The sequence below is a fragment of the Devosia sp. GW821-FHT12F11 genome (genome assembly GCF_058806655.1).
This window is the reverse complement of sequence record NZ_JBXAPX010000004.1, coordinates 104,268-125,157: the sequence shown is the minus strand read 5'-3', so window position 1 is coordinate 125,157 and position 20,890 is coordinate 104,268. Positions and strand designations below refer to the sequence as shown.

Sequence of the window (20,890 nt, the reverse complement as noted above, 5' to 3'; positions counted from 1 at the left end):
CGTCATGGTCTACGCGCCTCACTATCCAATCGAAACCGAGCGGCTCCGGCTGCGGCCGTTTAGCCGCGGCGATGTCGACGCGGTGTTCGCGTATCGGCAGCGCCAGGATGTGGCGCAGTACCTGTTCGACGGACCGATGAGCCACGAGAGCGTCACCGAGGTGGTGCAGCAGCGGATCGGCCAATACGAGCTCGATGGCGAGGGAGACAAAATCTTCCTCGCGGTCGAGCTCAAGGACCCGCAGCGGGTCATCGGCGAGGTGTCGCTGATCCTGCGCGACAGGCCGGCGCGGCAGGCCGAAATCGGTTACATCTTCCACCCCGAGTTCCACGGGCAGGGCTATGCCACCGAGGCGGCGCATATGCTGCTGCAGATGGGATTCGAGGGGGCCGGGATGCATAGGATCTACGCGCGCTGCGACACCCGCAACGCCGGATCATGGAAAGTGATGGAGCGGCTGGGCATGCGGCGGGAAGCGCATTTCCGCGAGCATGCACTGTTCAAGGGCGCCTGGGACGAGGAGTTCATCTACGCGCTCCTCGAAGGCGAATGGCGCGATCGCGTCGGGCGCTAAGTGCCGCCAACGACTTGGCTATTCCGCGCCGATGAACTGATTTGGCAAGATATTTCAACGACTAAGGCGGAACCGCCATCAACCCGTCGCGTTGCTGGACTAAGCAGCACCACGAGGGGAAGGAGCGGAGATGGCGATGCCTGATTTTCCGATTGAGACTGAGAGGCTTACGCTCAGGAACTTCCAGAAGTCCGACCTGGACGCCGTGATGGCGTACCATGCCTTGCCCGAGGTGCAGCGGTACCTCGACTGGAAAGCCCGCGACCGGGTGGAGGTGAAAGCCGCCCTCGACGCGATGTGCGCACAGCACCGATTGACCCGGCCGGGCGACGCGCTGACCCTGGCGGTGGTGCGCAAGGCCGACGACATGCTGATCGGGCAGATTTCCCTGCGCTGGACCGATGCAACGGCCGGGCAGGCCGAGCTGCGCTTCATTCTCAGCCCGGCGCAACGGCGGCAAGGCTATGCGCGGGAATCAGTTCGCGCCATGCTGGATCTCGGCTTCAACGATTTGGGGTTGCACCGGATTTATGCCCGATGCTCGGGGCGGAACCAGCCTTCGGCCAAGCTGCTCAAGGATATCGGGATGCGGCTCGAGGCGCATTTCCGCGAGCATGCCCTGTTCCAGGGTGAATGGGACGAGGAGCTGCATTTCGCCATTCTCGATCGCGAATGGTTGCGCGGCAGCAAGGTGAAGGAACTGAGCCACCACATGGTGGCCTGATCTCACGCGCGCGTCACGGTAAGGCCATGGTGGTGCAGCGTCGACTTGGCAAAACCGCATGGCTGGCATGCAATCGAGCTGACGCGAGTCAGGTCGCGTGGTCTACTCGCTCGTGCTGAGGCATCGCGTTTCGGCAGAATGCTGATTGAGGGGTCAGGCGTTCGGCGCGATGTCGCGAATGGACGCACGCATAGAGGGACCCCATGGACTTGACGCCCGCGGCCGGGGGCAGCCGCATCCCCCGTTTTCTATCGTTTCACGCCCGCGACGTACTGATCGTCGCTACCCTCATCTTCCTTGCCGCCATCGCCGGTAGCCTGTCGCGGCCGGTCGGGTTCCTGGCGGCGTTCTGGCCGGCCAACGCGGTGCTCGCCGGTGTGCTGGTGCGCTCACGGCGGCTGCGCACGTTGCCGGTGATCCTCGGGGCTGCAGCCGGTTACCTGGCTGCGGCGATGGTGGTGGGCGACAACCTTCGCCTCGCCCTGATGCTGACCGGCGGCAACCTGGTGGGCGTGCTTGCCTTCATGCTGCTGTTCGGCGCACTCGAGCCGGAGGATCAGGCGCTGTCGCGGCCGCAGGGCGTGATCTCCCTGTTGCTGATGGCTTGCGCCGCGTCGGCCGCGGCGGGGGTAGTCGGGGGCGTCGCGCTGAGCGAAATCACCAGCCTCAGCTATTTCGAGGCGTGGGCCGGCTGGTTCGCGGCGGAACTGGTGAACTACCTGGCATTCCTGCCGGTGCTGCTGACGGTGCCGCCACCTTCGAAGTGGCTGCCGCTGCCCAGGCTGCGGGCTGGTCGAGTGGGGCCACTGCTGCTGCCGGTTGTGGCATTGGCCGCGGCGATCGGGTTGTCGCTGCTGGTGGCGCATCCGGTAGCCATCGTGTTTCCGGTTCCGGCGCTGATCTGGTGCGCGCTGACGCTGCCGCTGGCCGCCACGGCGGTACTAGTGATGATTTACTCCGGGCTGGGGATGATCGGCATCAAGCTGGGGCTGTTCCACCTCGGGCTCGGCGCCGACGTGACGGGCGACGCGATCACCGCGGTGCATATGGGCGTCGCACTGGTCGCGCTGGGGCCGATGGTGATCGCCAGCGTCAATGCCGAGCGCCGTCGGCGAATCGAGCAACTGGAGCGGATGGCGCGCCACGACTCGCTGACCGATGCGCTGACCCGCAGCACTTTCATGGAGGCGGGGGCCGGGTTGCTGGCGCAACTGCTTAAAGAGCAGGCGGCGGTTGCTGTGCTGGTGCTCGATGCCGACCATTTCAAGCAGATCAACGACGTGCACGGTCACCCCTCGGGCGATCGGGTGCTGGTGGCAGTGGCAGCAGCGATCCGCACGGCCATTCGGCAGGGCGACCTGTTCGGCCGGATTGGCGGTGAGGAGTTTGCGCTGGTGCTGCCGCGGATGACGCGGCGCGAGGCGCAGGCGGTGGCGGAGCGGATGCGCAAGGCCGTCGCCAATCTGGCGGTGGTGCTGGAGAGCGGCAGCCTGCAGCGGATCACCGTCAGTATCGGCGTGGCATTCGATGGTGCAAGCCGAGCCGGGCTCTCTGAAATGGTTTCGCTCGCCGACCGCGCGATGTATGAGGCCAAGCGGGCAGGGCGCGACCAGGTGCTGGTCTCAGACCTCGATGGATCGGAACGCCCGCCGATGCACTGAAAGGATATCAGGGCCGATGGCCGGAACCGACAAATCGCAGGAGTTCACGTTCCGCCCGAGCCCGGCGATCATCCTGTGCGAACCGCAACTTGGCGAGAATATCGGTACGGCGGCGCGGGCGATGGCGAATTTCGGGCTGTGGGACCTCAGGATCGTCAACCCGCGTGACCCGTGGCCGAACGAGCGGGCCATCGCTGCGGCATCGCGCGCCGACCACGTGATCGACAAGGTGCGGGTGTTCGCGACGGTCGAAGAGGCGATTGCCGATCTGCAACTGGTGTTCGCCACCACCGCCCGCCGACGCGATATGCAAAAGCCGGTCTATGGCCCCGAGGAAGGGGCGCAGCGGATGATTTCGCACATCGCCGCCGGCGAGAAGGCCGGTCTGCTGTTCGGGCGGGAGAAATGGGGCCTCTATAACGAGGAAGTGGCGCTGGCCGATGCGATCGTCACCTTTCCGGTGGAGGCGGCGTTTGCGTCGCTCAACATCGCGCAGGCGGTGCTGCTGATGGCGTATGAGTGGCGCCAGCAGGCAGACAAGGGGGAGGTGCTGCCGTTCAGCGGCGGGCTCGATCCGACCGCGCCGCGCGAGGAACTGATCGGGCTGTTCCTCCACCTCGAGGAGACGCTCGATCGCACCGGCTTCTTCAAGACCGAGGACAAGCGGCCGACCATGGTGGATAACCTGCGCGCCGCATTCTCCCGGGCGCAGCTCTCGACCCAGGAAATCCGCACGTTGCGCGGGGTGATCTCTTCGATCGACCGGGCACACCTGAGGCAGGGGCGCAAGGCCCGGGAAGCGGAGGCCGCGAAGGCGGGGAAGTCCGAGGACTAACCGCCGCGCGGTCGGGCAGCGCCCAAAGTATGCTTTGACGCCCTGTCGATGGGCGTGGCATCACGCATCACCATGTCTTCTCCCACCTCCGCCGAGCCCTCCAAGCTCGCTTTCAGCTACCGGAACTTCCGTTTCTTCTGGCTGACCACGTTGCTGGTCAGCTTCGCGGTGCAGATCATGTCGGTGTCGATCGCCTGGCAGATCTACGATGTCACCGGCGAGGCGTTCCTGCTCGGGCTGGTGGGGCTGTCGCTGTTCCTACCGGCGCTGGTGCTGATCCTCGTCACCGGGCTCACGGCCGACCGCTTCAACCGTCGCATGATCATGGCGATCTGCCTCGGGGTGGAACTGCTCTGCGCACTGGGCTTCCTCGCCTTCGTCAACGCACAGGCGCATGAGGTGTGGCCGATCTTCGGTATTCTGGTCGTGCTCGGCACGGCGCGGGCGTTCTGGAGTCCCGCCGCGCAGTCGCTGGCGCCCAACCTCGTGCCGCCGGAAGCGCTGGCCAACGCCATTACCACCAACATGTCGGCCTGGCAGTTCGCCTCGATCGCGGGACCCGCGGTGGGTGGGTTGCTCTACGGTATCGCCCCGTCAGTGGCCTTCGGCACCGGCGCGGTGCTGCTGGTGATCGCCATGGGTTCGGTGCTGATGATCTCGAAGCCGCAGCACCGGGAGTCGCACCAGGCGACCAGCCTCGAGACCATGCTGGCGGGCTTTCGCTACATCTTTTCGAACAAGGTGGTGCTGGGGGCGATCTCGCTCGACATGTTCGCCGTGCTGATGGGCGGCGCCGTGGCGCTGCTGCCGATCTATGCCAAGGACATTCTCCATGCCGGCCCGCAGGAGCTCGGCTTCCTGCGCGCGGCGCCGGGTATCGGCGCCATCGCCATGGCGCTGTTCCTGACCCGGTTCCCGATCCGCGACCATGCGGGAAGGCTCCTGTTCCTGTTCGTGGGGTTGTTTGGAGCCTTCACCGTGCTGTTCGGCTTTTCCACTACAGTGTGGATCTCGGTGCCGGCGCTGGCGCTGGTGGGGGCCTCCGACATGGTGAGCGTCACTATCCGCGAGACCATCATGCAGCTGTGGACCCCCGAAGAGGTGCGCGGCCGGGTTAACGCGGTGAACTCGGTGTTCATCGGCGCATCCAATGAGCTGGGCGAATTCCGCGCCGGCACGGTGGCGCATCTCATCGGTCCGGTGCCGGCGGTGGTGATCGGTGGCTTTGGCTCGATCGCCATCGCGGTGCTGTGGAGCCGGCTGTTCCCGGGGCTGAGGAACCAGCGCACGCTCGACCGGAAAATGGTGTAGCCCGCTACGGGGTTACGAGTTGAAATAATCTGAGTCCAGAACTTAAAGCGCTGAACAAGTGAGCATGGGCTAATTCTGCCTTGCTGGCTGGTGCGTCCGGCCGCATGCAAGGGAGGAAAGGATGCCTCAACACACGGACAACTACGAACTCAAGTGCCCGGAAAAGCTGGGCAGCAGACCACCCAAGAACAACCAGCCGAACATGACGGCGACCGACGTGCATATCAACCAGACCGACGCGAGCGTCGAGGTGCTCGGGATCGGCGGGATTGATCCCAACAGCCCGGTCAGTCCGTATGGTGTCGGTATCGACGCCAACGGCGTGATCGACATCACCGGGATCAACGTGAAGCCGGGTGACACGATCGTCGTGCGGCTCAAGCACAAGAAGAGCAATGCCAGGCTGCCGCTGGTCTACCATTGGACCTATCCGGTGGCAGGCGGTGGCAACGGCGAAGACCAGACGTTGGCGATGCTCGACGAGGAGGGGCCGGCCACTGGCGTAGCGAGCGCCGAGCTGCAGCCGCTGCTCGAAGCCCTGCTCGAGGCGATCGGGCCACTCGAAGGCAGGGCGCGCCGCAAGGAACGCTGAGGCCTTACCTGGTCGTGCTGTCGAAACGGAAGAGTCTGCGACTTTTCCTGAAAGCACTTTGGCCGAAGCGCCGCCGGCGTGCCCGAATAGCCCGCGGCGCTTGACTCCTGCGGTTTCCGCCTCTATCACGCGCCCACTTGTCGAGCCCTCGGGCTCCTCGAGCGCACCCGGGATTCCCTGAATTCAGAGAATCTGTCGGTCCGTTCCGCAAGGACGGGCAGAGGAGGGCGCAATCACTTTCGACGATCTATGAAAGGATTCCGATGTCGAAGCGCGATTCAGTTAAGCACAAGATCGACCGCCGTCTTGGCGAAAACCTGTGGGGCCGTCCGAAGTCCCCGCTCAATAACCGTGCCTATGGCCCCGGCCAGCACGGCCAGCGCCGCAAGGGCAAGACCTCCGACTACGGTCTGCAGCTGCGCGCCAAGCAGAAGCTCAAGGGCTATTACGGTTCGATCACCGAGAAGGCCTTCAAGAAGCTCTACACCGAAGCTTCGCGCGTCAAGGGCGACACCGGCGAGCGCCTGATCGGCCTGCTCGAGAGCCGTCTCGACGCCATTGTCTACCGCGCCAAGTTCGTGCCGACCGTGTTCGCGGCCCGTCAGTTCGTGTCGCACGGCCACATCCTGGTCAACGGCAAGCGCGTCAACATCCCGTCCTACCAGGTCAAGGTCGGCGACAAGGTTGAGGTGCGCGAGCGCTCCAAGCAGCTCGGCATCGTGCTCGAAGCCAACCAGCTCGCCGAGCGCGACGTTCCCGAGTACGTGGAAGTCGATCACGGTAAGCAGACCGCCGTCTACGTTCGCGTTCCGGCGCTGTCGGATGTGCCGTACCCGGTCCAGATGGAACCGAACCTGGTCGTCGAATTCTACTCGCGCTAATCGCGCGGAAGACCACCGGAATTGGAAAGGGCCGCCCCGATGGGGCGGCCCTTTTGTTCTGCGCCTATTCCTGGGGCACGGCCGGCGTTTCTGCCGGCGGGATGGTGCCTGATTGGAGGAAGCGGGGATCATCGTAGTCGTTGGCGTAGATCTTGGTCGCCAGCGGGATCTGGTTCTCGAAACCGCGCAGGCGCTGATGGATCGAGATCAGGTTGATGATCGTCGTCCAGGAGTTCACCAGGAAGCGGAACGAGTCTGACACCTGACCGAATGCCTGCAGAACCTGTTGGAAGATACCGAAGGTGATCGCGCCAGTGACGACCGAGGGCCCCATCGCCAGATAGGGAAAGAAGGTCGACCCCTGCAGGTAGGCGTAACGCGCGACGTTGAAGTAGGTGTAGTGCAGGTAGATGCGGAAGTAGTTCCGCTGCACGTTCCTGAAGAGGTCGCGGATGGTCGGCGGCTGGGCACGCTCGGCGTGTTCCTCGCCGAACACCAGCTCCTTGCGGTAGGCGGCCTCGACACGCTGGTTCTGGAACTGCAGACCGGGCAGCTTGATGCCAACCACGGCCAGCAGCGTGGTCCCGAAGATGGCGGAGATCAACGCGACCCACACCAGGCTGCCGTCAACTTTGCCGATCCAGGGCAACTCGGTGATCTGCTGCGACAGGCCCCAGAGAAGCGGCAGGAACACCAGCAGCGTCATCACCGAGTCGATCAGACTTAGACCGAGGTTTTCGACGATGCTGGAGAAGTTCTGGGTGTCTTCCTGTACACGCTGGGAGGCGCCTTCGATCTCGCGGATATGTTGCCAGTTCGCCATGTAGTAGAAGTTCATCGCCCGGCGCCAACGGAAGACATAGTGCGCGTCGAAGAACAGGTTCAGCACCTGGGCAGTGATCGCTGGCACGAGAACGACCACCACGGTGGCGATTTGCGCGAGGTAAGCATCCAGGGACACGGTGTTGGGCGCGCTGATGGCGGTCTGGATCAGGTTGTAGAAGCTGCCGTACCAGTCGTTCAGCCAGGCGTTGATCTGCACGTTGAAGAAGACGAACTCGATGATAGTCACCGAGCCGACGACGCTCCACCAGAACCACCGACGGTTGCCTCCCACGAAGTACCAGGGGATGCAGAACAGGTAGCCCGTCATCAGGACGTATTGGTAGAGCCAGACCTTGTCGGAGGAGAAGAATGGCTCGGGTACGGCTTCGGTCGGCTTGATGCCGAACCATGGGCCCAGGCTGATGGCGCTTTGGAGCGCTGGGCCGACCGTGAACCATGCTACCATCGCCAGCGCGACCCAGATGACCGCGGCGGGAAAGAAGACTCTGGGATTAGGAAAAAAAGAGCGGAACAAGGGAGACTCCTCGGGGTTCCGTGAGGTCGGCGTCATCTAACTGACTAAATCCGCGACCGGCAACAAATCCGGTGGAACCTTGCCGCGAGTTAAAATCGCCGCAAGCTTCCGGTAAGGCGCGGGGTTTGCTACAGCAGCGCCATGAACGAAATCGTCAGCCCAGCGCAGTTCCAGACGGATGCCGAGGATCTCTCCGGCGCGCATCCGCTATTTCAGGGCGCGCCGCGCAGCGTCGAGTTCAACAAGCTGCGAAAACGGCTCGTCCGCAACATGCGCGAGGCGATCGAGAAGTTCGGCATGGCGCGGGCCGGCGAGAAGTGGCTGGTGGCCATTTCGGGCGGCAAGGATAGCTACGGCATGCTGGCGCTGCTGCTCGATCTCAAATGGCGCGGGCTGCTGCCGGTGGAACTGATCGCCTGCAACCTCGACCAGGGGCAGCCGAATTTTCCCAAGCACATCCTGCCGGAGTGGCTCGAACAGCACGGCATCGCGCACCGGATCGAGTATCGGGACACCTATTCGGTGGTGACCAGCACGTTGCCGCAGGGCGCGACCTATTGTTCCCTCTGCTCGCGGCTCAGGCGCGGCAACCTCTATCGCATCGCGCGCGAGGAGGGGTGTTCGGCGCTGGTGCTGGGGCATCACCGTGAGGACAGCCTCGAAACGTTCTTCATGAACCTGTTCCATGGCGGCAAGCTCGCCGCCATGCCACCGCGGCTGATGAACGACGACGGCGACGTCGAGGTGCTGCGCCCGATGATCTACTGCGCCGAGCCCGACCTCGAGAAGTTCGCCGAGCACATGGCGTTCCCGATCATCCCTTGCGACCTCTGCGGCTCGCAGGAGGGGCTCGAGCGCAACGCCATGAAGGCGATGCTCAACGACATCGAAAAGCGGATGCCGGGGCGCAAGGACATCATGATCCGGGCGCTCGGCAACGTGCGACCGAGCCACCTGCTCGATCCGAAGCTGTTCGATTTCCTGGGGTTGCAGGCGGCAGCCGGCAAGGGAGACTGACCGACAGCTGTCACCTTTCCGGGATACCGATCGCGTCGCACTGTGCTAGTTCCGCTCCGTGCCGTTTGTTCCTGAACTGTGAGTGACCATGTCCAGCTTCGATATCGACCGCCTTGCCGTCATCCTGCGCGATGCGGCCAAGGCAGAGATCCTGCCGCGCTTTCGGCACCTCGACGCCGGCATGGTCCGGCAGAAGACCGATGCGATCGATCTCGTCACCGAAGCGGACGAGCAGGCGGAGCGGCGAATCAAGGCCGCGGTGGAGGCAACCTGGCCCGAGGCGCTGTTCGTCGGCGAGGAGGCGGTGGCGGCCAATCCGACGCTGCTGGATGAACTGGACCGCGCCGAGTTTGCGATCGTCGTCGATCCGGTCGACGGTACGGCCAACTTCGCGGCAGGGCTGCCGCTGTTCGCGACGATGGCCGCAGTGGTGAGGAACGGCGAGACCATCGCCGGGATCATCTACGATCCGATGGGCGACGACTGGGTGCTGGCGGAGCGGGGCGGCGGCGCCTGGCAGCGGCGGCCGGACGGCACACAATGGCGGCTAGAAGTGGCGACGGCACCGGGCCTCGCGGACCTCGTCGGGCACGTGTCGATTACCTTCCTGCCGACCGAGAGCAAGCCCAAGGTGCTGGCCAACCTCGCCAAGATCAAGGTGGCGGCCAACTACCGCGTCGCTGGGCACGACTACCGGACGTTCGCGACCGGCTTCTCGCACTTCGTGATGTTCAACAAGCTGATGCCGTGGGATCACCTTGCCGGAACGCTGATCTCCGAGGAGGCGGGTGGCTACGCTGCCCGGTTCGATGGTTCGACTTACCTGCCAAGCCACCGGGGCGGTGGGCTACTAATTGCGAGTGATCGCGATACCTGGAATTTACTGCGCTCAGAGGTGTTTACGCTATAGTGGCAGTCTGAATCGGCGAGGGGAGACGCGGTTTGGATCAGCTGAACTACTGGGCGATCGCCGATCGCGAAGTCGAAATCCAGAATCCGATCACCGACCGGAAGCTGCGGCTGCTCGACGATTACTGCTCCATCCGTGATGGGATGAGCGTGCTCGACATGGGCTGCGGCAAGGCCTGGCTGATGCGCCAATGGGCGGAGAAGTTCGCCATCCAGGGTGTCGGGATCGACATCAACGCGCGCTTTCTCGAAGCGGCGCGTCGGAAGTCGCCGGCCCGCGGCCAGCTGACCTTCCACAATGCGGCGGTGAAGGGCTTCAACGTGGAGGCTGCTTCCTACGACGTGGTGCTTTGCCTTGGCGCGGCGGCCTCGCTCGGCGATGTGCCGGCGGCGCTCGAATGGATGGCCGCGGCCGCGAAGCCAGGCGGATCGCTGGTGCTCGGCACGACAGTCCTCAGGCATCCACCGGCGGTGCCGAAGGGCGATATCCTGCCGCCCGATACGGTCAGCATGATCGGCGTGATGGAGCGTCACGGCGCGGAGGTTTCGGCGACGATCAGTGCCTCGGACGCCGACTATGAGCGCTACCAGAGCCACCAGCGCCACGCGACCCTGCTGTGGGCGCGCGAGAACCCGAACCACCGCGATCACGCCGAGGTGCTGCAGAAGAGCCGCGACGACTGGATGCACTACCAGCGGATCATCCGGCCGATGCTCGGCTGGACGATCTTCGTAGGCCGCAAGAACGGCTGAGCTTCGGCGTTGGATACCTTTCGCCGTTCAGTTGAAACGGTGAAAGGAAGCGCTCTAATGCGTGCTGCCGGCGTCCGTTTCGTATTGCGGGCTGACGCCGAAGAGCTTGCCCTTCTCGGCGATCAGGATGCTGACCAGCACCAGTGAGCCCATCGTGGCGTAACCCAGCGCGTTGGGCACCAGCGTGCCATCGAAGTGCTGGCCGATGTAGGTGCCGATCAAGGCGCCGCCGACGGTCTGGATAAAACCGAACACCGAAGCCGCCGTGCCGGCAACCGCGCCGAGTGGTTCCATCGACAGCGAGTTCATGTTCGACGCGGCCCAGCCGAAGAAGAACTGGATCACCATCAGCAGGCCGAAGAACACCGCGAACGGCACCGGGCCCATCAGCGCCACCGCCACAAGAAAAATGGCGGCGCACAGGTAGACCAGCGCGGCGGTATGGCTCAGGCGTCGCATGCCGAAGCGCCGCACGACGCGCGAGTTGATGAACTGGGCGACGGCGATGGTGCCGGCCATGGCGGCGAAGGCTACCGGGAAGTAGGGCCCCAGGCCATAGATCTCGACGAAGATCTGCTGGCTCGCCGAGATGAAGCCGAACATCGCGCCGAACAGGAAGGTGCCGGCGAGGCCGTAGAACAAGGCCACCCGGTTGGTGACGACGATACGGAAGCCGTCGACGATCGAGCTGAAGCTGAGGGGGCGCCGGTATTCCGGGTGCATGGTCTCGGGCAGGCGGAAGAAGGCCCAGAGACTGATCGCGGTGGCGAGACCGCCCATAAACAGGAAGATGTACTGCCATGGGCCGGCCAGCAGGATCACCTGTCCAATGCCGGGAGCGAGGATCGGGATGGCCATGAACACCATGAAGGTCAGCGACATGATCTCGGCCATCTCGCGGCCGGAGAATTTGTCGCGCACCACGGCGGTGGCGATGACCCGGGTGCCGGCGGCGCCCATGCCCTGGACGAAGCGCAACGCCAGCAGCGCCCCGAATGTGGGGGCGAAGGTCGCGGCGAAGGCGCAGACCAGGTAGATGCCGAGACCGACCAGCAGCGGACCTCGTCTGCCGAAGCGATCGGTGAGTGGGCCGAAGGCGAGCTGAGCAATGCCGAAGCCGAGCATGTAGACGCCGACCACGAACTGCCGCTCGTTCTCGTGGCTGATGCCGAATGCTTCGCCCATATAGGGCAGGGCCGGCAGCATGACGTCGATGGCCAGCGCGTTGAGCGCCATCAGCCCTGCAACAAGGATAATGAATTCGACGCGGGACAGGTCCCGCGTGGTCGACGATGTATCGGACATTGTTTGCTCAGAAATGGCCGGGGAGGGCCGGAAAAGGCCGGGAAGATGCGCGCATCCCCGGCCTTTGGCAACCCGCGGCTGATCAATACTTGCGAGAGGCCCAGGCTATTGTGCGGGCTTCAGCTGGAAGGATTTGGCGCTGAGCTCGCGGATCGGCAGGTGGATGGCTGCCGAGGCGAGCCCGAGGAGGATCCCGAGGTACCAGACGAGGCTGTAGGAGCCCGTGTGATCATAGACGAAACCACCGAGCCACACGCCGACGAACGAGCCGAGCTGGTGGCTGAAGAAGGCGACGCCATAGAGCATGCCCATGTAGCGGGCGCCGAAGAACAGTGTCACCAGGCCCGCCGTCAGCGGCACCGTCGAGAGCCAGAGCAGGCCCATCGCGGCGGCGAAGATGTAGGCGCTGACCTCTGTGACCGGGAACAGAACGAACAGGCCGATGGCCACGGCGCGGCTGAAATAGATCGAGGCGAGCAGCAGCTGCTTGGGCAGGCGACCGCCGAGATAGCCGGCGAGCAGCGAGCCGACGATATTGAACAGCCCGATCACCGCGATGGCCCAGCTGCCGACTTCGGGCGCGAGGCCGCATTGCACCAGGTAGGCCGGCATGTGCACGTTGACGAAGGCGAGGTGGAAGCCGCAGACGAAGAAGCCGATGACCAGCAGGCGGTAGGAGCCGAAGCCCCAGGCGCGGCTCAACGCTTGCATGAACTTGAGATCGGCCTGGCCGGCGGTGCGCTCGGTGCGGCCACGCAGCGCCAGGGTGAGCGGAATAACCAGTGCCAGGATGGCGGCGGCGTAAATCAGCGCGCTCTGCCAGCCGAAATTGCTGATGAAGGCCTGCCCGATCGGCGCGAAGGCGAACTGGCCGAACGACGATGCCGCGGTGGCGACGCCGAAGACGAGGCTGCGTTTCTCCTGCGGCACGCTGCGACCAAAGGCGATCATCACGATCGAGAAAGACGAGGTGGCGATGCCCACGCCGGTGATGACGCCCGCCGTGAGGTTGAGCATCGAGCCGGTGGGCGAGACCACCATCAGGAGCAGGCCCAGCGCGTAGACGAGGAGACCCCCGACGATCACCTTGGCGGTACCATAGCGATCGGCGAGGCCGCCGGCGAAAGGCTGAGCGATGCCCCAGGCGAGGTTCTGGATGGCCATGGCCATGCCCCAGGCTTCACGCGTCAGGCCGAGGTCCGACGTCATGGGCAGGGTCAGGAGGCCGAAGCTGGTCCGGATGCCGTTGGTCACCGCTGCAATGATGCAGCCGCAGATGATCAGCGCGATGAGCGGCGTCGCCACGGAGCGAGAGGCGGTGATCGAGGACATGGCGGGGACTCGGAGGACGGAGGTTGAGACTGTGTACCTACACTGCGGACCGCCCGTGCCGGAAACGCATTTCGGTTATGCCAGCCATCACGTTGCGTGATCGTGGCCTCATGCCGCAGTTGCCTGGCGATCGGGGAGGACTATATCCCGTGGCAGCAACGGAGCCTCGCCTCGTGATCCGCCACATCGTCTTTTTCACCGCCAAGCCTGCCAACCTCGACGCCGTGGTCGAGGGGCTCAATCTGCTAGGCCAGATCCCGCACTCGCTGCATTTCGAGGTGACGCGAAACAGCAAGGTCGATCAGTTCGGCAATGATGTGGACGTGGTGGTCTATGCCGAGTTCGCCGACGAAGCGGCGCTGGCGGCCTATAAGGCGCACCCGATCTACGCCGAGGCCACACGTCGCGTGCGCCCGCTGCGGGAACTGCGGCTCGCTGCCGATGTTCCGGCGCGAGAGGCGAACGTAGCGCTGCGCCGATCGGCCTGAGCGCAAGGCCGTTTCTTTCCCGCCATCGGAAAGCCGCTCGGGCGGAAAGATTTTCCAGCATTCGGCTTGCCCGGAAACAGAGCGCGCATCAGCTTGGCCCGCGATCGGGAGGGCAATGATGGACGTCAAGGAAACCGAGGCGATGGTTGTGCTTAGCGCCAGCCGGAGGCTCACCATCGCAGAGATCAAGCGGGTCAGTTCGGAGATCACTGGGCAGATCGATGCCGAGATCGCCCGCGGGAATCTCGAGGTCGCCGGGCCATGGGTGTTCGTGGCGCGGCATCTCCCCAGGGACAGCAAGACCGAGTTCGAGCTTCGCTTCTGCCGACCGGTGCGGAACGCCGATGGCTACGATGGGCCATTTGCCGTTGAGTGCCTCGAGCCGATCATGGTGGCCAGCGCGATGCATCAGGGCTCGATGCGGACATTGTTCACTGAGGGTTATGCGCCGCTGATACGCGACATCGAGCTGTCTCGGCACGCCTTTTCGGGCGAGAGCCGCGAGATTTATCATCAATGGGCCGGGCAAGGCGCGAAGTACCACCGCATCGAAATCCAGTTTGGGCTGGCCTACTGAGCGGCGCCGGGCTACCTGCGGTGCTGCAATCTCTGCGCAGTCGGGAGGATCACAGATGACAGCAGCTATCGCCGAGCGCCGGCGGGCCAATGCCGGTACCTGTGTGAGCGGCTTCGCCGCTCTTTCGACTGACCGCAGCGCCTCGCGCGCTGCATTTGCAGGACACTGCTATTATGCAACTCCTCGACGAGACCGCCTATGAGGCCGTCCGCCCGCTTCTGACTGAGACCATCTCCCTCCACGCCACGGCGGCCGCCATCCTCGCGGGCGCGCTGGAAGGCAAAGTTTGGGCCAACGATCCTGTCCGACCGTCCGTAACGCTGATCTCGGATGGCGAGGCCAGCTACCTCGCTGGCGATCCGGTCCAGCTGACAGAGCCCGAAGCGCTGCGGGTGCTGATCCCGGCGTGGACCTATTTCTTTCCCGAGGCCAACTGGGTCTCCCAGCTGTCCAATATCTGGGACAACCCTTTTGCGCGCCCACACCCACGGCTCAGGTTCGAACTGGAGCGAGCCGAGCCCGATGGGGGGCTGCCGGCTGGGTTCGAGCTGGTGCCGATCAACCGCAACAGCGTGGCCGGCTATCCTGCGCTGTATGAGTTTGCAGAGGGCGAAGGCGGTGGTTGGCGGTCCTTCGAGGACTTCCTCGACATCGGCGTCGGCTACGTCGTGCTGCGTGACGGGGGTGTTGTGAGCCACAGCCTCGCCGACTGCGTGGTCGGCAACCGGGCCGAACTGGGCGTCGAGACGCAGGACGGCTACCGTCGGCTGGGGCTGGGACGCGCCGCGGCGGCGGCGGCGGTCAACGAGTGCCTGCGGCGTGGGATCGTGGATGTCGGTTGGCATTGCCACGCCTCGAACGCCGGCTCGATCCGCCTCGCCGAAGCCACCGGATTCCGGCTGCAAGGCCAGTATTTCGGCTATTCCAGCAATCTGCCGGCGGAGAATGTCGGCGATCTCAGCGAGGCGCAGTGCCGGGATTGGGCGGCGCACCTTGAGCTGGCCGCAGAAAGCGTGCTCTGGCACGGCTTCCACGCCGGGGGCGCATGGGCGCTGGCCGGGGAGCCGGAGCGGGCGCTCGGCTGCCTTGATCGGATGGTGAGCGCCGGCTGGCGAGGCAGGGCAGACTGGCTGGAGCAGCATTGGGCCTATGCCGCGATCCGCGACAGTGCCGAGTTCAAGGCTATCGTCGCCCGGCAGCGCGGCTAATCGGACACGCAAAGGCCGCGCCCGATGAGCGCGGCCTTTGCGTCGTGTCGTGCGGATGGTGTCAGGCGGTCTGCTTTACCGCGATACCCTTGTCGGCGAGGTGCGACTGCAGTTCGCCGGCCTGGAACATCTCGGTGACGATATCGGCGCCGCCGATGAACTCGCCCTTGATGTAGAGCTGCGGAATGGTCGGCCAGTTGGCGTAGGCCTTGATGCCCTCGCGCAGGTCCTGGTTCTCCAGCACGTTGGCGCTCTGATAGTCGACACCGAGGTACCCGAGAATCTGCACCACGCGGCCGGAGAAGCCGCACATCGGGAAATCGGGCGTGCCCTTCATGTATAGGAACACGTCGTTGTTCTTCACCTGCTCGTCGATCAGTGCGTTGATGTCGCTCATATGCATGCCTTTCGGCCGGGGAGGATGCCGGCTCCGTTCTGCTGTTAAATAGTCCTGCAATGCGGCGCTGTCGAGGTGCTCATCGTCATTTGACGATGCTTAGGCGACTAGAGCTGCTTCCGCAGCCGAACGCTGGGCAGCATCAGCCCACCGCGGCTGCGGTGTGTGGTGCGCTCGACCTCCCGGTAGCCGTGCCGCTCGTAGAAGGCTTGCGACGAGAGCGCCGAATGAACCTTGACGAGCGTCGTGCCGGTGTTGCGCATGCGGCCCTCGGCTTGACCGAGCAGGGCGCTGCCGATGCCGCGTCCCTGGAAGGCAGGGTCGATATAGAGCCCGATCACCTCATCGGGTCCGTGGTCGCAGAAGGCGACGATGCGGTCGTCCACCACGGCAACATCGAAGTGGCCATTGGCGGGCGTCACATATTGTTCGGGCTGCAGCCCGAAGGCCCAGCTCCGGCGCTCCTCTAGCGAGTAGTACGTGTCCGGTGTAGCCATGATGGCGCGCCGGTGCAGTTGCTGCATGGCACCGCCGTCGCCGGCGCGCATCGGCCGGACCATCCAGGTCACACCAACCTCGCGGCGATCCAGGGGTGTTCGGTGACGTCCTCAAGGTCGTCGTATTGTACCGCCTCCCAGCCATGGGCGCGTGCGGCCTTCACCACCTCCTCGCGATCGTCGAAGAACAGCGGCGGCTCGGTCTGCGGCCGGAGCCGGTTGCTCACCCAGTCGAAATAGGGCTTGGCCGGCTTGGTGTGGCCGATGCGCGCCGAATGGAACATGTCGTCGAACAACTCGCCGAACTTCAGCTGCTGCCACAGCCACTGGGCGCGCATGTGTTCCTGGTTGGTGGCGACAAACAGCGGTGTACCTTTGGCCTTCAGTTGCGCCACGACATCGAGCAGCGGCTGGTTGACGTGGCTGTCATGGCTCAGCCAGTAGCCGGCAAACGCCATGCTGGGGCCGCGATAGCCGAGGCGGGGCAGGGTACGATCCAGCGCCTCGAGCAGCGACATCTGCCCGACGATGACCTTCTTGACGAAGATGTCGTAGATGAACTCGGTCTTGAAGCGCTCCGGATCGACACCGAGGTCGGCAAGCAGGTTCTCATCCCAGCGGATCTGCTTTTCGGGACGAGCATGATAGCCGTGCACAAGCACGCCATCGACGTCGAACAGGACGGTGCGTTCCGTCATATCAGGGACCCGGCCGGCGGTTGACGGGCTGTTTCAGGTGATGTCGCAGCCCCTGACCGGCCAGCGGCTCGTCGGCAAAGCGGGCGATGATGTGCAAATGGGCATGATCCACCGTCTGGCCACCCACTCGACCGACGTTCCAGCCCAGCGTGTAACCGTCTGGCATATGGGCATCGAGATGGGTCTTGGCTTGAGCAAGCAGAGCGAATGTGTCGCTCCACTCCGCTTCCGTCAGTTCAAACGGCGTCGTCACATGACGATGCGGGATGATCATGCCGCCACGCTGCAGGACAGGATCCGCGCTCGTCAGAAAATAGCAGGTGCCATTGCCGAACAGGGGCTCGTCATCGAGCAAGCCGTTGTCGAGGCAGAATCGGCAGTCGGGTTCGACGTCGGACGCCATCGCATGTCCCAATGGCTGAACCAGCGTCAATCTGGCGCCTTGGTCTGCAACGCCAGCGAATGCAGCACCGTCCCCATGTCTTCGCCGAACGCGGCGTTGACCATCTGGTGCTGCTGAACGCGGGTCTTGCCGCGGAAGGCTTCGGAGGTGACGGTCGCGGCGTAGTGATCGCCGTCGCCGGCGAGGTCGCGAATCTCGACGATGGCGTCCGGAAGGGCCTTGAGGATGCGGCGTTCGATTTCGTTAGCGGCCATGCCCATGACATGTCTCCCGGTAGTTGAGCCCACCTGAGATATGGCATGCGGCAGAGGGGCGTTCAACGAGACGGGCGCCGGTTTCCCGGCGCCCGTTTGGTTTTCTGAGATCGTTCCGGTCAGGCCGCCTGGCGCTTGGGCAGCTTCCAGTTGGGGCGCACCCAGTGGCAGGTGTAACCGTTGGGGATGCGCTGCAGATAGTCCTGATGCTCGGGCTCGGCCTCCCAGAACGGGCCGACCGGCTGCAGCTCGGTTACGACCTTGCCAGGCCAGAGGCCCGAGGCGTCGACATCCTTGATGGTGTCCTCGGCCACCGCCTTCTGTTCGGCGTTCTCATAGAAGATCGCAGAACGATAGGCGCGACCGACATCGTTGCCCTGCCGGTTCCTGGTCGAGGGATCGTGGATCTGGAAGAAGAACTCCAGGATGTCGCGGTAGCTGATGCGGCTGGGATCGAAGATGATCTCGACCGCCTCGGCATGGTCACCGTGGCTGCGATAAGTTGCGTTGGCGAAGCCGTCATCGCCCGAGTAGCCGACACGGGTGGAGATAATCCCGTCCTTGTGACGCAGCAGCTCCTGCGCGCCCCAGAAACACCCGCCAGCCAGAACCGCCCGCTCAGTGGTCGTCATGATGGTCTCCATTATTTGGGATGCGCTCTATATACGCACCAGCGAGGCGGAATGTTACACCCGGTCACGAATTTGGCATTGGGCAGCCAGGAACTCGATGTCATCCCCGCGAAAGCGGGGACCTCCGTTTGCGATGCGGCCAAGAAAACGGAGGTTCCCGCTTTAGCGGGAATGACCCGGTGGGCGCGGTACCCGTGAGCCGTCAGACTTCGCTGATCTCGCCCGCCATGAACTCCGGGAACCAGCCTTCATGCGCCGCCTTGAGGTCGGCGATCGAGACCGGGCGGGCTTCGCCGAGGGTCAGCGAAGTGCCGCCGGTATTGCCGATCCAGGGGGCGAAGACGCCGGCATAGGGGTAGACCTCGGCGTAGAACTTATCGAGGTTGGCCCGGCTCATGGTGACGAGGTAGCGACCCTGGTCCTCGCCGAAGAACAGCGGCAGCGGGTCGCCGCCGTCGAGCTGGTTCACGGTGGCGCCGATGCCCGAGGCCATCGCCATCTCGGCGAGGCCGACCGCGAGGCCGCCATCGGAGAGATCGTGCACCGATGTCGCGATGCCGTCGCGGATCAGGATGCGGACGAGGTCGCCGACCCTCTTCTCGTGTTCCAGGTCTACCGGCGGGGGCGTGCCGTCCTTGCGGTTGAACAGCTCACGCAGGTAGATCGACTGACCCAGATGCGTACCCCACCAATCCGGGGCGCCGAACAACAGGATCGCTTCGCCCTCGGCGACAAACGCGGCGCGAGCCATCTTCGACCAGTCGGGGATCAGGCCGACGCCGCCAATGGTCGGGGTCGGCAGGATGCCGCGGCCGTTGGTCTCGTTGTAGAGCGACACGTTGCCAGAGACGATCGGGAAGCCGAGTGCACGGCAGGCATCGCCGATGCCCTTCACCGCATGGACCAGCTGGCCCATGATCTCCGGGCGTTCGGGGTTGCCGAAGTTGAGGTTGTCGGTGGCCGCCAGCGGCTCGGCACCGGTAGCCGTCAGGTTACGCCAGCACTCGGCGACGGCCTGCTTGCCGCCCTCGTAGGCGTCGGCTTCGCAGTAGCGCGGCGTGACGTCGGAGGTGAAAGCGAGCGCCTTGGTGGGGTGGCCGTCGACGCGGATGACGCCGGCATCGCCGCCGGGGCGCTGCAGCGAGTTGCCCTGGATCAGCGTGTCGTATTGCTCATAGACCCAGCGGCGCGAGGAGAGGGCGGGCGAACCGAGCAGCTTCAGCAGCGCATCGGCGATATCCATCTGCGGGATGTCGTCGGCCGCCAGCGGCTTGGGCGGTACCGGAGCGACCCACGGACGGTCGTATTCCGGCGCTTCGTCGCCCAGCTCCTTGATCGGCAGGTTGGCGACCTCTTCGCCCTTCCACATGACGCGGAAGCGCAGGTCATCCGTGGTGTGGCCGACGGTGGCGAAATCGAGCTCCCACTTTTCGAACACGGCGCGGGCCTCGGCCTCCTTCTCGGGATGCAGCACCATGAGCATGCGCTCCTGGCTTTCCGACAACATCATCTCGTAGGGCGTCATGGCGTCTTCGCGCACGGGCACCATATCGAGATTGAGCTCGACGCCGAGGTCGCCCTTGGCGCCCATTTCGACGGCCGAGCAGGTGAGGCCGGCAGCGCCCATGTCCTGGATGGCGATCACCGCGCCGGTGGCCATCAGTTCGAGGCAGGCCTCGAGCAGGCGTTTTTCAGTGAAGGGGTCGCCGACCTGTACGGTCGGGCGCTTCTCTTCGATGTCGTCGCCGAACTCGGCTGAGGCCATGGTGGCGCCGCCGACGCCATCGCGGCCGGTCTTGGCGCCCAGATAGACGACGGGCAGGCCGACGCCTTCGGCCTTGGAGTAGAAGATCTTGTCGGTGTCGGCGAGGCCGGCGGCGAAGGCATTGACCAGGATATTGCCGTTGTAGCGCTCGTCGAACTCGACCTCGCCGCCCACGGTGGGAACGCCGAAGGAGTTGCCGTAGCCGCCGACGCCGGCGACGACGCCGGAGACCAGGTGCTTGGTCTTTTCGTGCCTGGGATCACCGAAGCGCAGCGCGTTCATCGCCGCGACGGGGCGTGCGCCCATGGTGAAGACGTCGCGCAGGATGCCGCCCACGCCGGTCGCCGCGCCCTGGTAGGGCTCGATGTAGCTGGGGTGGTTGTGCGATTCCATCTTGAAGACGATCGCCTGGCCATCGCCGATATCGACGACACCGGCATTCTCGCCCGGGCCCTGGATGACGCGCTCACCCGTAGTGGGGAGGGTGCGCAGCCACTTCTTAGAGCTCTTGTACGAGCAGTGTTCGTTCCACATCGCCGAGAAGATGCCGAGCTCGGTATAGGTCGGCGCGCGGCCGATCAGCTGCAGGATCTTCTGGTACTCGTCGAGCTTAAGTCCATGGTCGGCAACAAGCTCTGGCGTGATGGTGATGTGGTTGTTGAAGGTCATCCGATTCCGGCCCTGATCCGCTGGGGTTCGCTATAGCGGATACGACTC

23 protein-coding genes are annotated in these 20,890 nt (G+C 64.5%); 13 read left to right on the top strand and 10 right to left on the bottom strand.

All coding sequences use genetic code 11. The features are described from left to right. Positions 1-4 precede the first annotated feature (4 nt). The 7 genes from AC1ROK_RS13470 (at position 5) to rpsD (ending at position 6,578) form a co-directional block, all read left to right on the top strand. Positions 5-574, top strand: coding sequence for a GNAT family N-acetyltransferase (locus AC1ROK_RS13470; protein WP_492847650.1), 570 nt, complete (start codon positions 5-7; stop codon positions 572-574). 136 nt (positions 575-710) lie between these two features. After that, complete coding sequence (locus AC1ROK_RS13465) at positions 711-1,298, top strand: GNAT family N-acetyltransferase (RefSeq protein ID WP_492847648.1); 588 nt, start codon at positions 711-713, stop codon at positions 1,296-1,298. 203 nt (positions 1,299-1,501) lie between these two features. Then, positions 1,502-2,959 (top strand): GGDEF domain-containing protein, encoded by a 1,458-nt coding sequence (locus AC1ROK_RS13460; protein ID WP_492847646.1) that lies wholly within the window; start codon positions 1,502-1,504, stop codon positions 2,957-2,959. A gap of 16 nt (positions 2,960-2,975) precedes the next feature. After that, a complete protein-coding gene (locus AC1ROK_RS13455; RefSeq protein ID WP_492847644.1) occupies positions 2,976-3,794 on the top strand; it encodes an RNA methyltransferase in 819 nt (272 codons plus the stop codon). Positions 3,795-3,866: 72 nt separating this feature from the next. Continuing rightward, entirely contained in the window at positions 3,867-5,105 is a 1,239-nt protein-coding gene (locus AC1ROK_RS13450) for an MFS transporter (protein WP_492847642.1), read from the top strand. A gap of 121 nt (positions 5,106-5,226) precedes the next feature. Then, positions 5,227-5,697, top strand: coding sequence for a hypothetical protein (locus AC1ROK_RS13445; protein WP_492847640.1), 471 nt, complete (start codon positions 5,227-5,229; stop codon positions 5,695-5,697). Positions 5,698-5,960: 263 nt separating this feature from the next. Continuing rightward, entirely contained in the window at positions 5,961-6,578 is a 618-nt protein-coding gene (gene rpsD / locus AC1ROK_RS13440; RefSeq protein ID WP_055882197.1) for a 30S ribosomal protein S4, read from the top strand. Positions 6,579-6,642: 64 nt separating this feature from the next. Here the strand turns inward: rpsD and sbmA are convergent, their stop codons facing one another. Next, positions 6,643-7,938: a peptide antibiotic transporter SbmA gene (gene sbmA / locus AC1ROK_RS13435; RefSeq protein ID WP_492847638.1), complete on the bottom strand. Its 1,296-nt coding sequence runs from the start codon at positions 7,936-7,938 to the stop codon at positions 6,643-6,645. Between the two features lie 141 nt (positions 7,939-8,079). Between sbmA and ttcA the strand changes: the two genes are divergently transcribed. The 3 genes from ttcA to AC1ROK_RS13420 all read left to right on the top strand — a co-directional run bounded on the left by ttcA (position 8,080) and on the right by AC1ROK_RS13420 (position 10,617). Then, complete coding sequence (gene ttcA, locus AC1ROK_RS13430; RefSeq protein ID WP_492847636.1) at positions 8,080-8,955, top strand: tRNA 2-thiocytidine(32) synthetase TtcA; 876 nt, start codon at positions 8,080-8,082, stop codon at positions 8,953-8,955. An 88-nt stretch (positions 8,956-9,043) separates the two neighbouring features. Further along, complete coding sequence (locus AC1ROK_RS13425; protein ID WP_492847634.1) at positions 9,044-9,865, top strand: inositol monophosphatase family protein; 822 nt, start codon at positions 9,044-9,046, stop codon at positions 9,863-9,865. A gap of 32 nt (positions 9,866-9,897) precedes the next feature. Beyond that, the gene (locus AC1ROK_RS13420) at positions 9,898-10,617 is read left to right on the top strand and encodes a class I SAM-dependent methyltransferase (RefSeq protein ID WP_492847632.1); all 720 of its coding nucleotides are present in this window, start codon (positions 9,898-9,900) and stop codon (positions 10,615-10,617) included. A 54-nt stretch (positions 10,618-10,671) separates the two neighbouring features. Here the strand turns inward: AC1ROK_RS13420 and AC1ROK_RS13415 are convergent, their stop codons facing one another. After that, positions 10,672-11,922, bottom strand: coding sequence for a multidrug effflux MFS transporter (locus AC1ROK_RS13415; protein ID WP_492847630.1), 1,251 nt, complete (start codon positions 11,920-11,922; stop codon positions 10,672-10,674). Positions 11,923-12,027: 105 nt separating this feature from the next. Continuing rightward, positions 12,028-13,254 carry an MFS transporter gene (locus AC1ROK_RS13410; protein WP_492847628.1) on the bottom strand — a complete coding sequence of 409 codons (1,227 nt, stop codon included), beginning with the start codon at positions 13,252-13,254 and terminating at the stop codon, positions 12,028-12,030. A gap of 173 nt (positions 13,255-13,427) precedes the next feature. Between AC1ROK_RS13410 and AC1ROK_RS13405 the strand changes: the two genes are divergently transcribed. From AC1ROK_RS13405 to AC1ROK_RS13395, 3 genes are all read left to right on the top strand, one after another. Further along, a complete protein-coding gene (locus AC1ROK_RS13405) occupies positions 13,428-13,742 on the top strand; it encodes a Dabb family protein (RefSeq protein WP_492848371.1) in 315 nt (104 codons plus the stop codon). A gap of 118 nt (positions 13,743-13,860) precedes the next feature. Continuing rightward, the gene (locus AC1ROK_RS13400) at positions 13,861-14,319 is read left to right on the top strand and encodes a GyrI-like domain-containing protein (protein WP_492847626.1); all 459 of its coding nucleotides are present in this window, start codon (positions 13,861-13,863) and stop codon (positions 14,317-14,319) included. A gap of 173 nt (positions 14,320-14,492) precedes the next feature. Further along, complete coding sequence (locus AC1ROK_RS13395; RefSeq protein WP_492847624.1) at positions 14,493-15,527, top strand: GNAT family N-acetyltransferase; 1,035 nt, start codon at positions 14,493-14,495, stop codon at positions 15,525-15,527. 61 nt (positions 15,528-15,588) lie between these two features. Here the strand turns inward: AC1ROK_RS13395 and grxD are convergent, their stop codons facing one another. The 7 genes from grxD to purL all read right to left on the bottom strand — a co-directional run bounded on the left by grxD (position 15,589) and on the right by purL (position 20,842). Continuing rightward, entirely contained in the window at positions 15,589-15,924 is a 336-nt protein-coding gene (gene grxD, locus AC1ROK_RS13390; RefSeq protein ID WP_492847622.1) for a Grx4 family monothiol glutaredoxin, read from the bottom strand. A 107-nt stretch (positions 15,925-16,031) separates the two neighbouring features. Beyond that, a complete protein-coding gene (locus tag AC1ROK_RS13385; RefSeq protein WP_492848369.1) occupies positions 16,032-16,484 on the bottom strand; it encodes a GNAT family N-acetyltransferase in 453 nt (150 codons plus the stop codon). 5 nt (positions 16,485-16,489) lie between these two features. After that, positions 16,490-17,119 carry an HAD-IA family hydrolase gene (locus AC1ROK_RS13380; RefSeq protein WP_492847620.1) on the bottom strand — a complete coding sequence of 210 codons (630 nt, stop codon included), beginning with the start codon at positions 17,117-17,119 and terminating at the stop codon, positions 16,490-16,492. 1 nt (position 17,120) lies between these two features. Beyond that, a complete protein-coding gene (locus tag AC1ROK_RS13375) occupies positions 17,121-17,522 on the bottom strand; it encodes an HIT family protein (RefSeq protein ID WP_492847618.1) in 402 nt (133 codons plus the stop codon). 26 nt (positions 17,523-17,548) lie between these two features. After that, positions 17,549-17,782, bottom strand: coding sequence for a BolA/IbaG family iron-sulfur metabolism protein (locus AC1ROK_RS13370; protein ID WP_055882167.1), 234 nt, complete (start codon positions 17,780-17,782; stop codon positions 17,549-17,551). A gap of 113 nt (positions 17,783-17,895) precedes the next feature. Continuing rightward, positions 17,896-18,408: a peptide-methionine (S)-S-oxide reductase MsrA gene (gene msrA, locus AC1ROK_RS13365; protein WP_492847616.1), complete on the bottom strand. Its 513-nt coding sequence runs from the start codon at positions 18,406-18,408 to the stop codon at positions 17,896-17,898. A gap of 202 nt (positions 18,409-18,610) precedes the next feature. Then, entirely contained in the window at positions 18,611-20,842 is a 2,232-nt protein-coding gene (gene purL / locus AC1ROK_RS13360; RefSeq protein ID WP_492847614.1) for a phosphoribosylformylglycinamidine synthase subunit PurL, read from the bottom strand. Between the last annotated feature and the right edge of the window lie 48 nt (positions 20,843-20,890).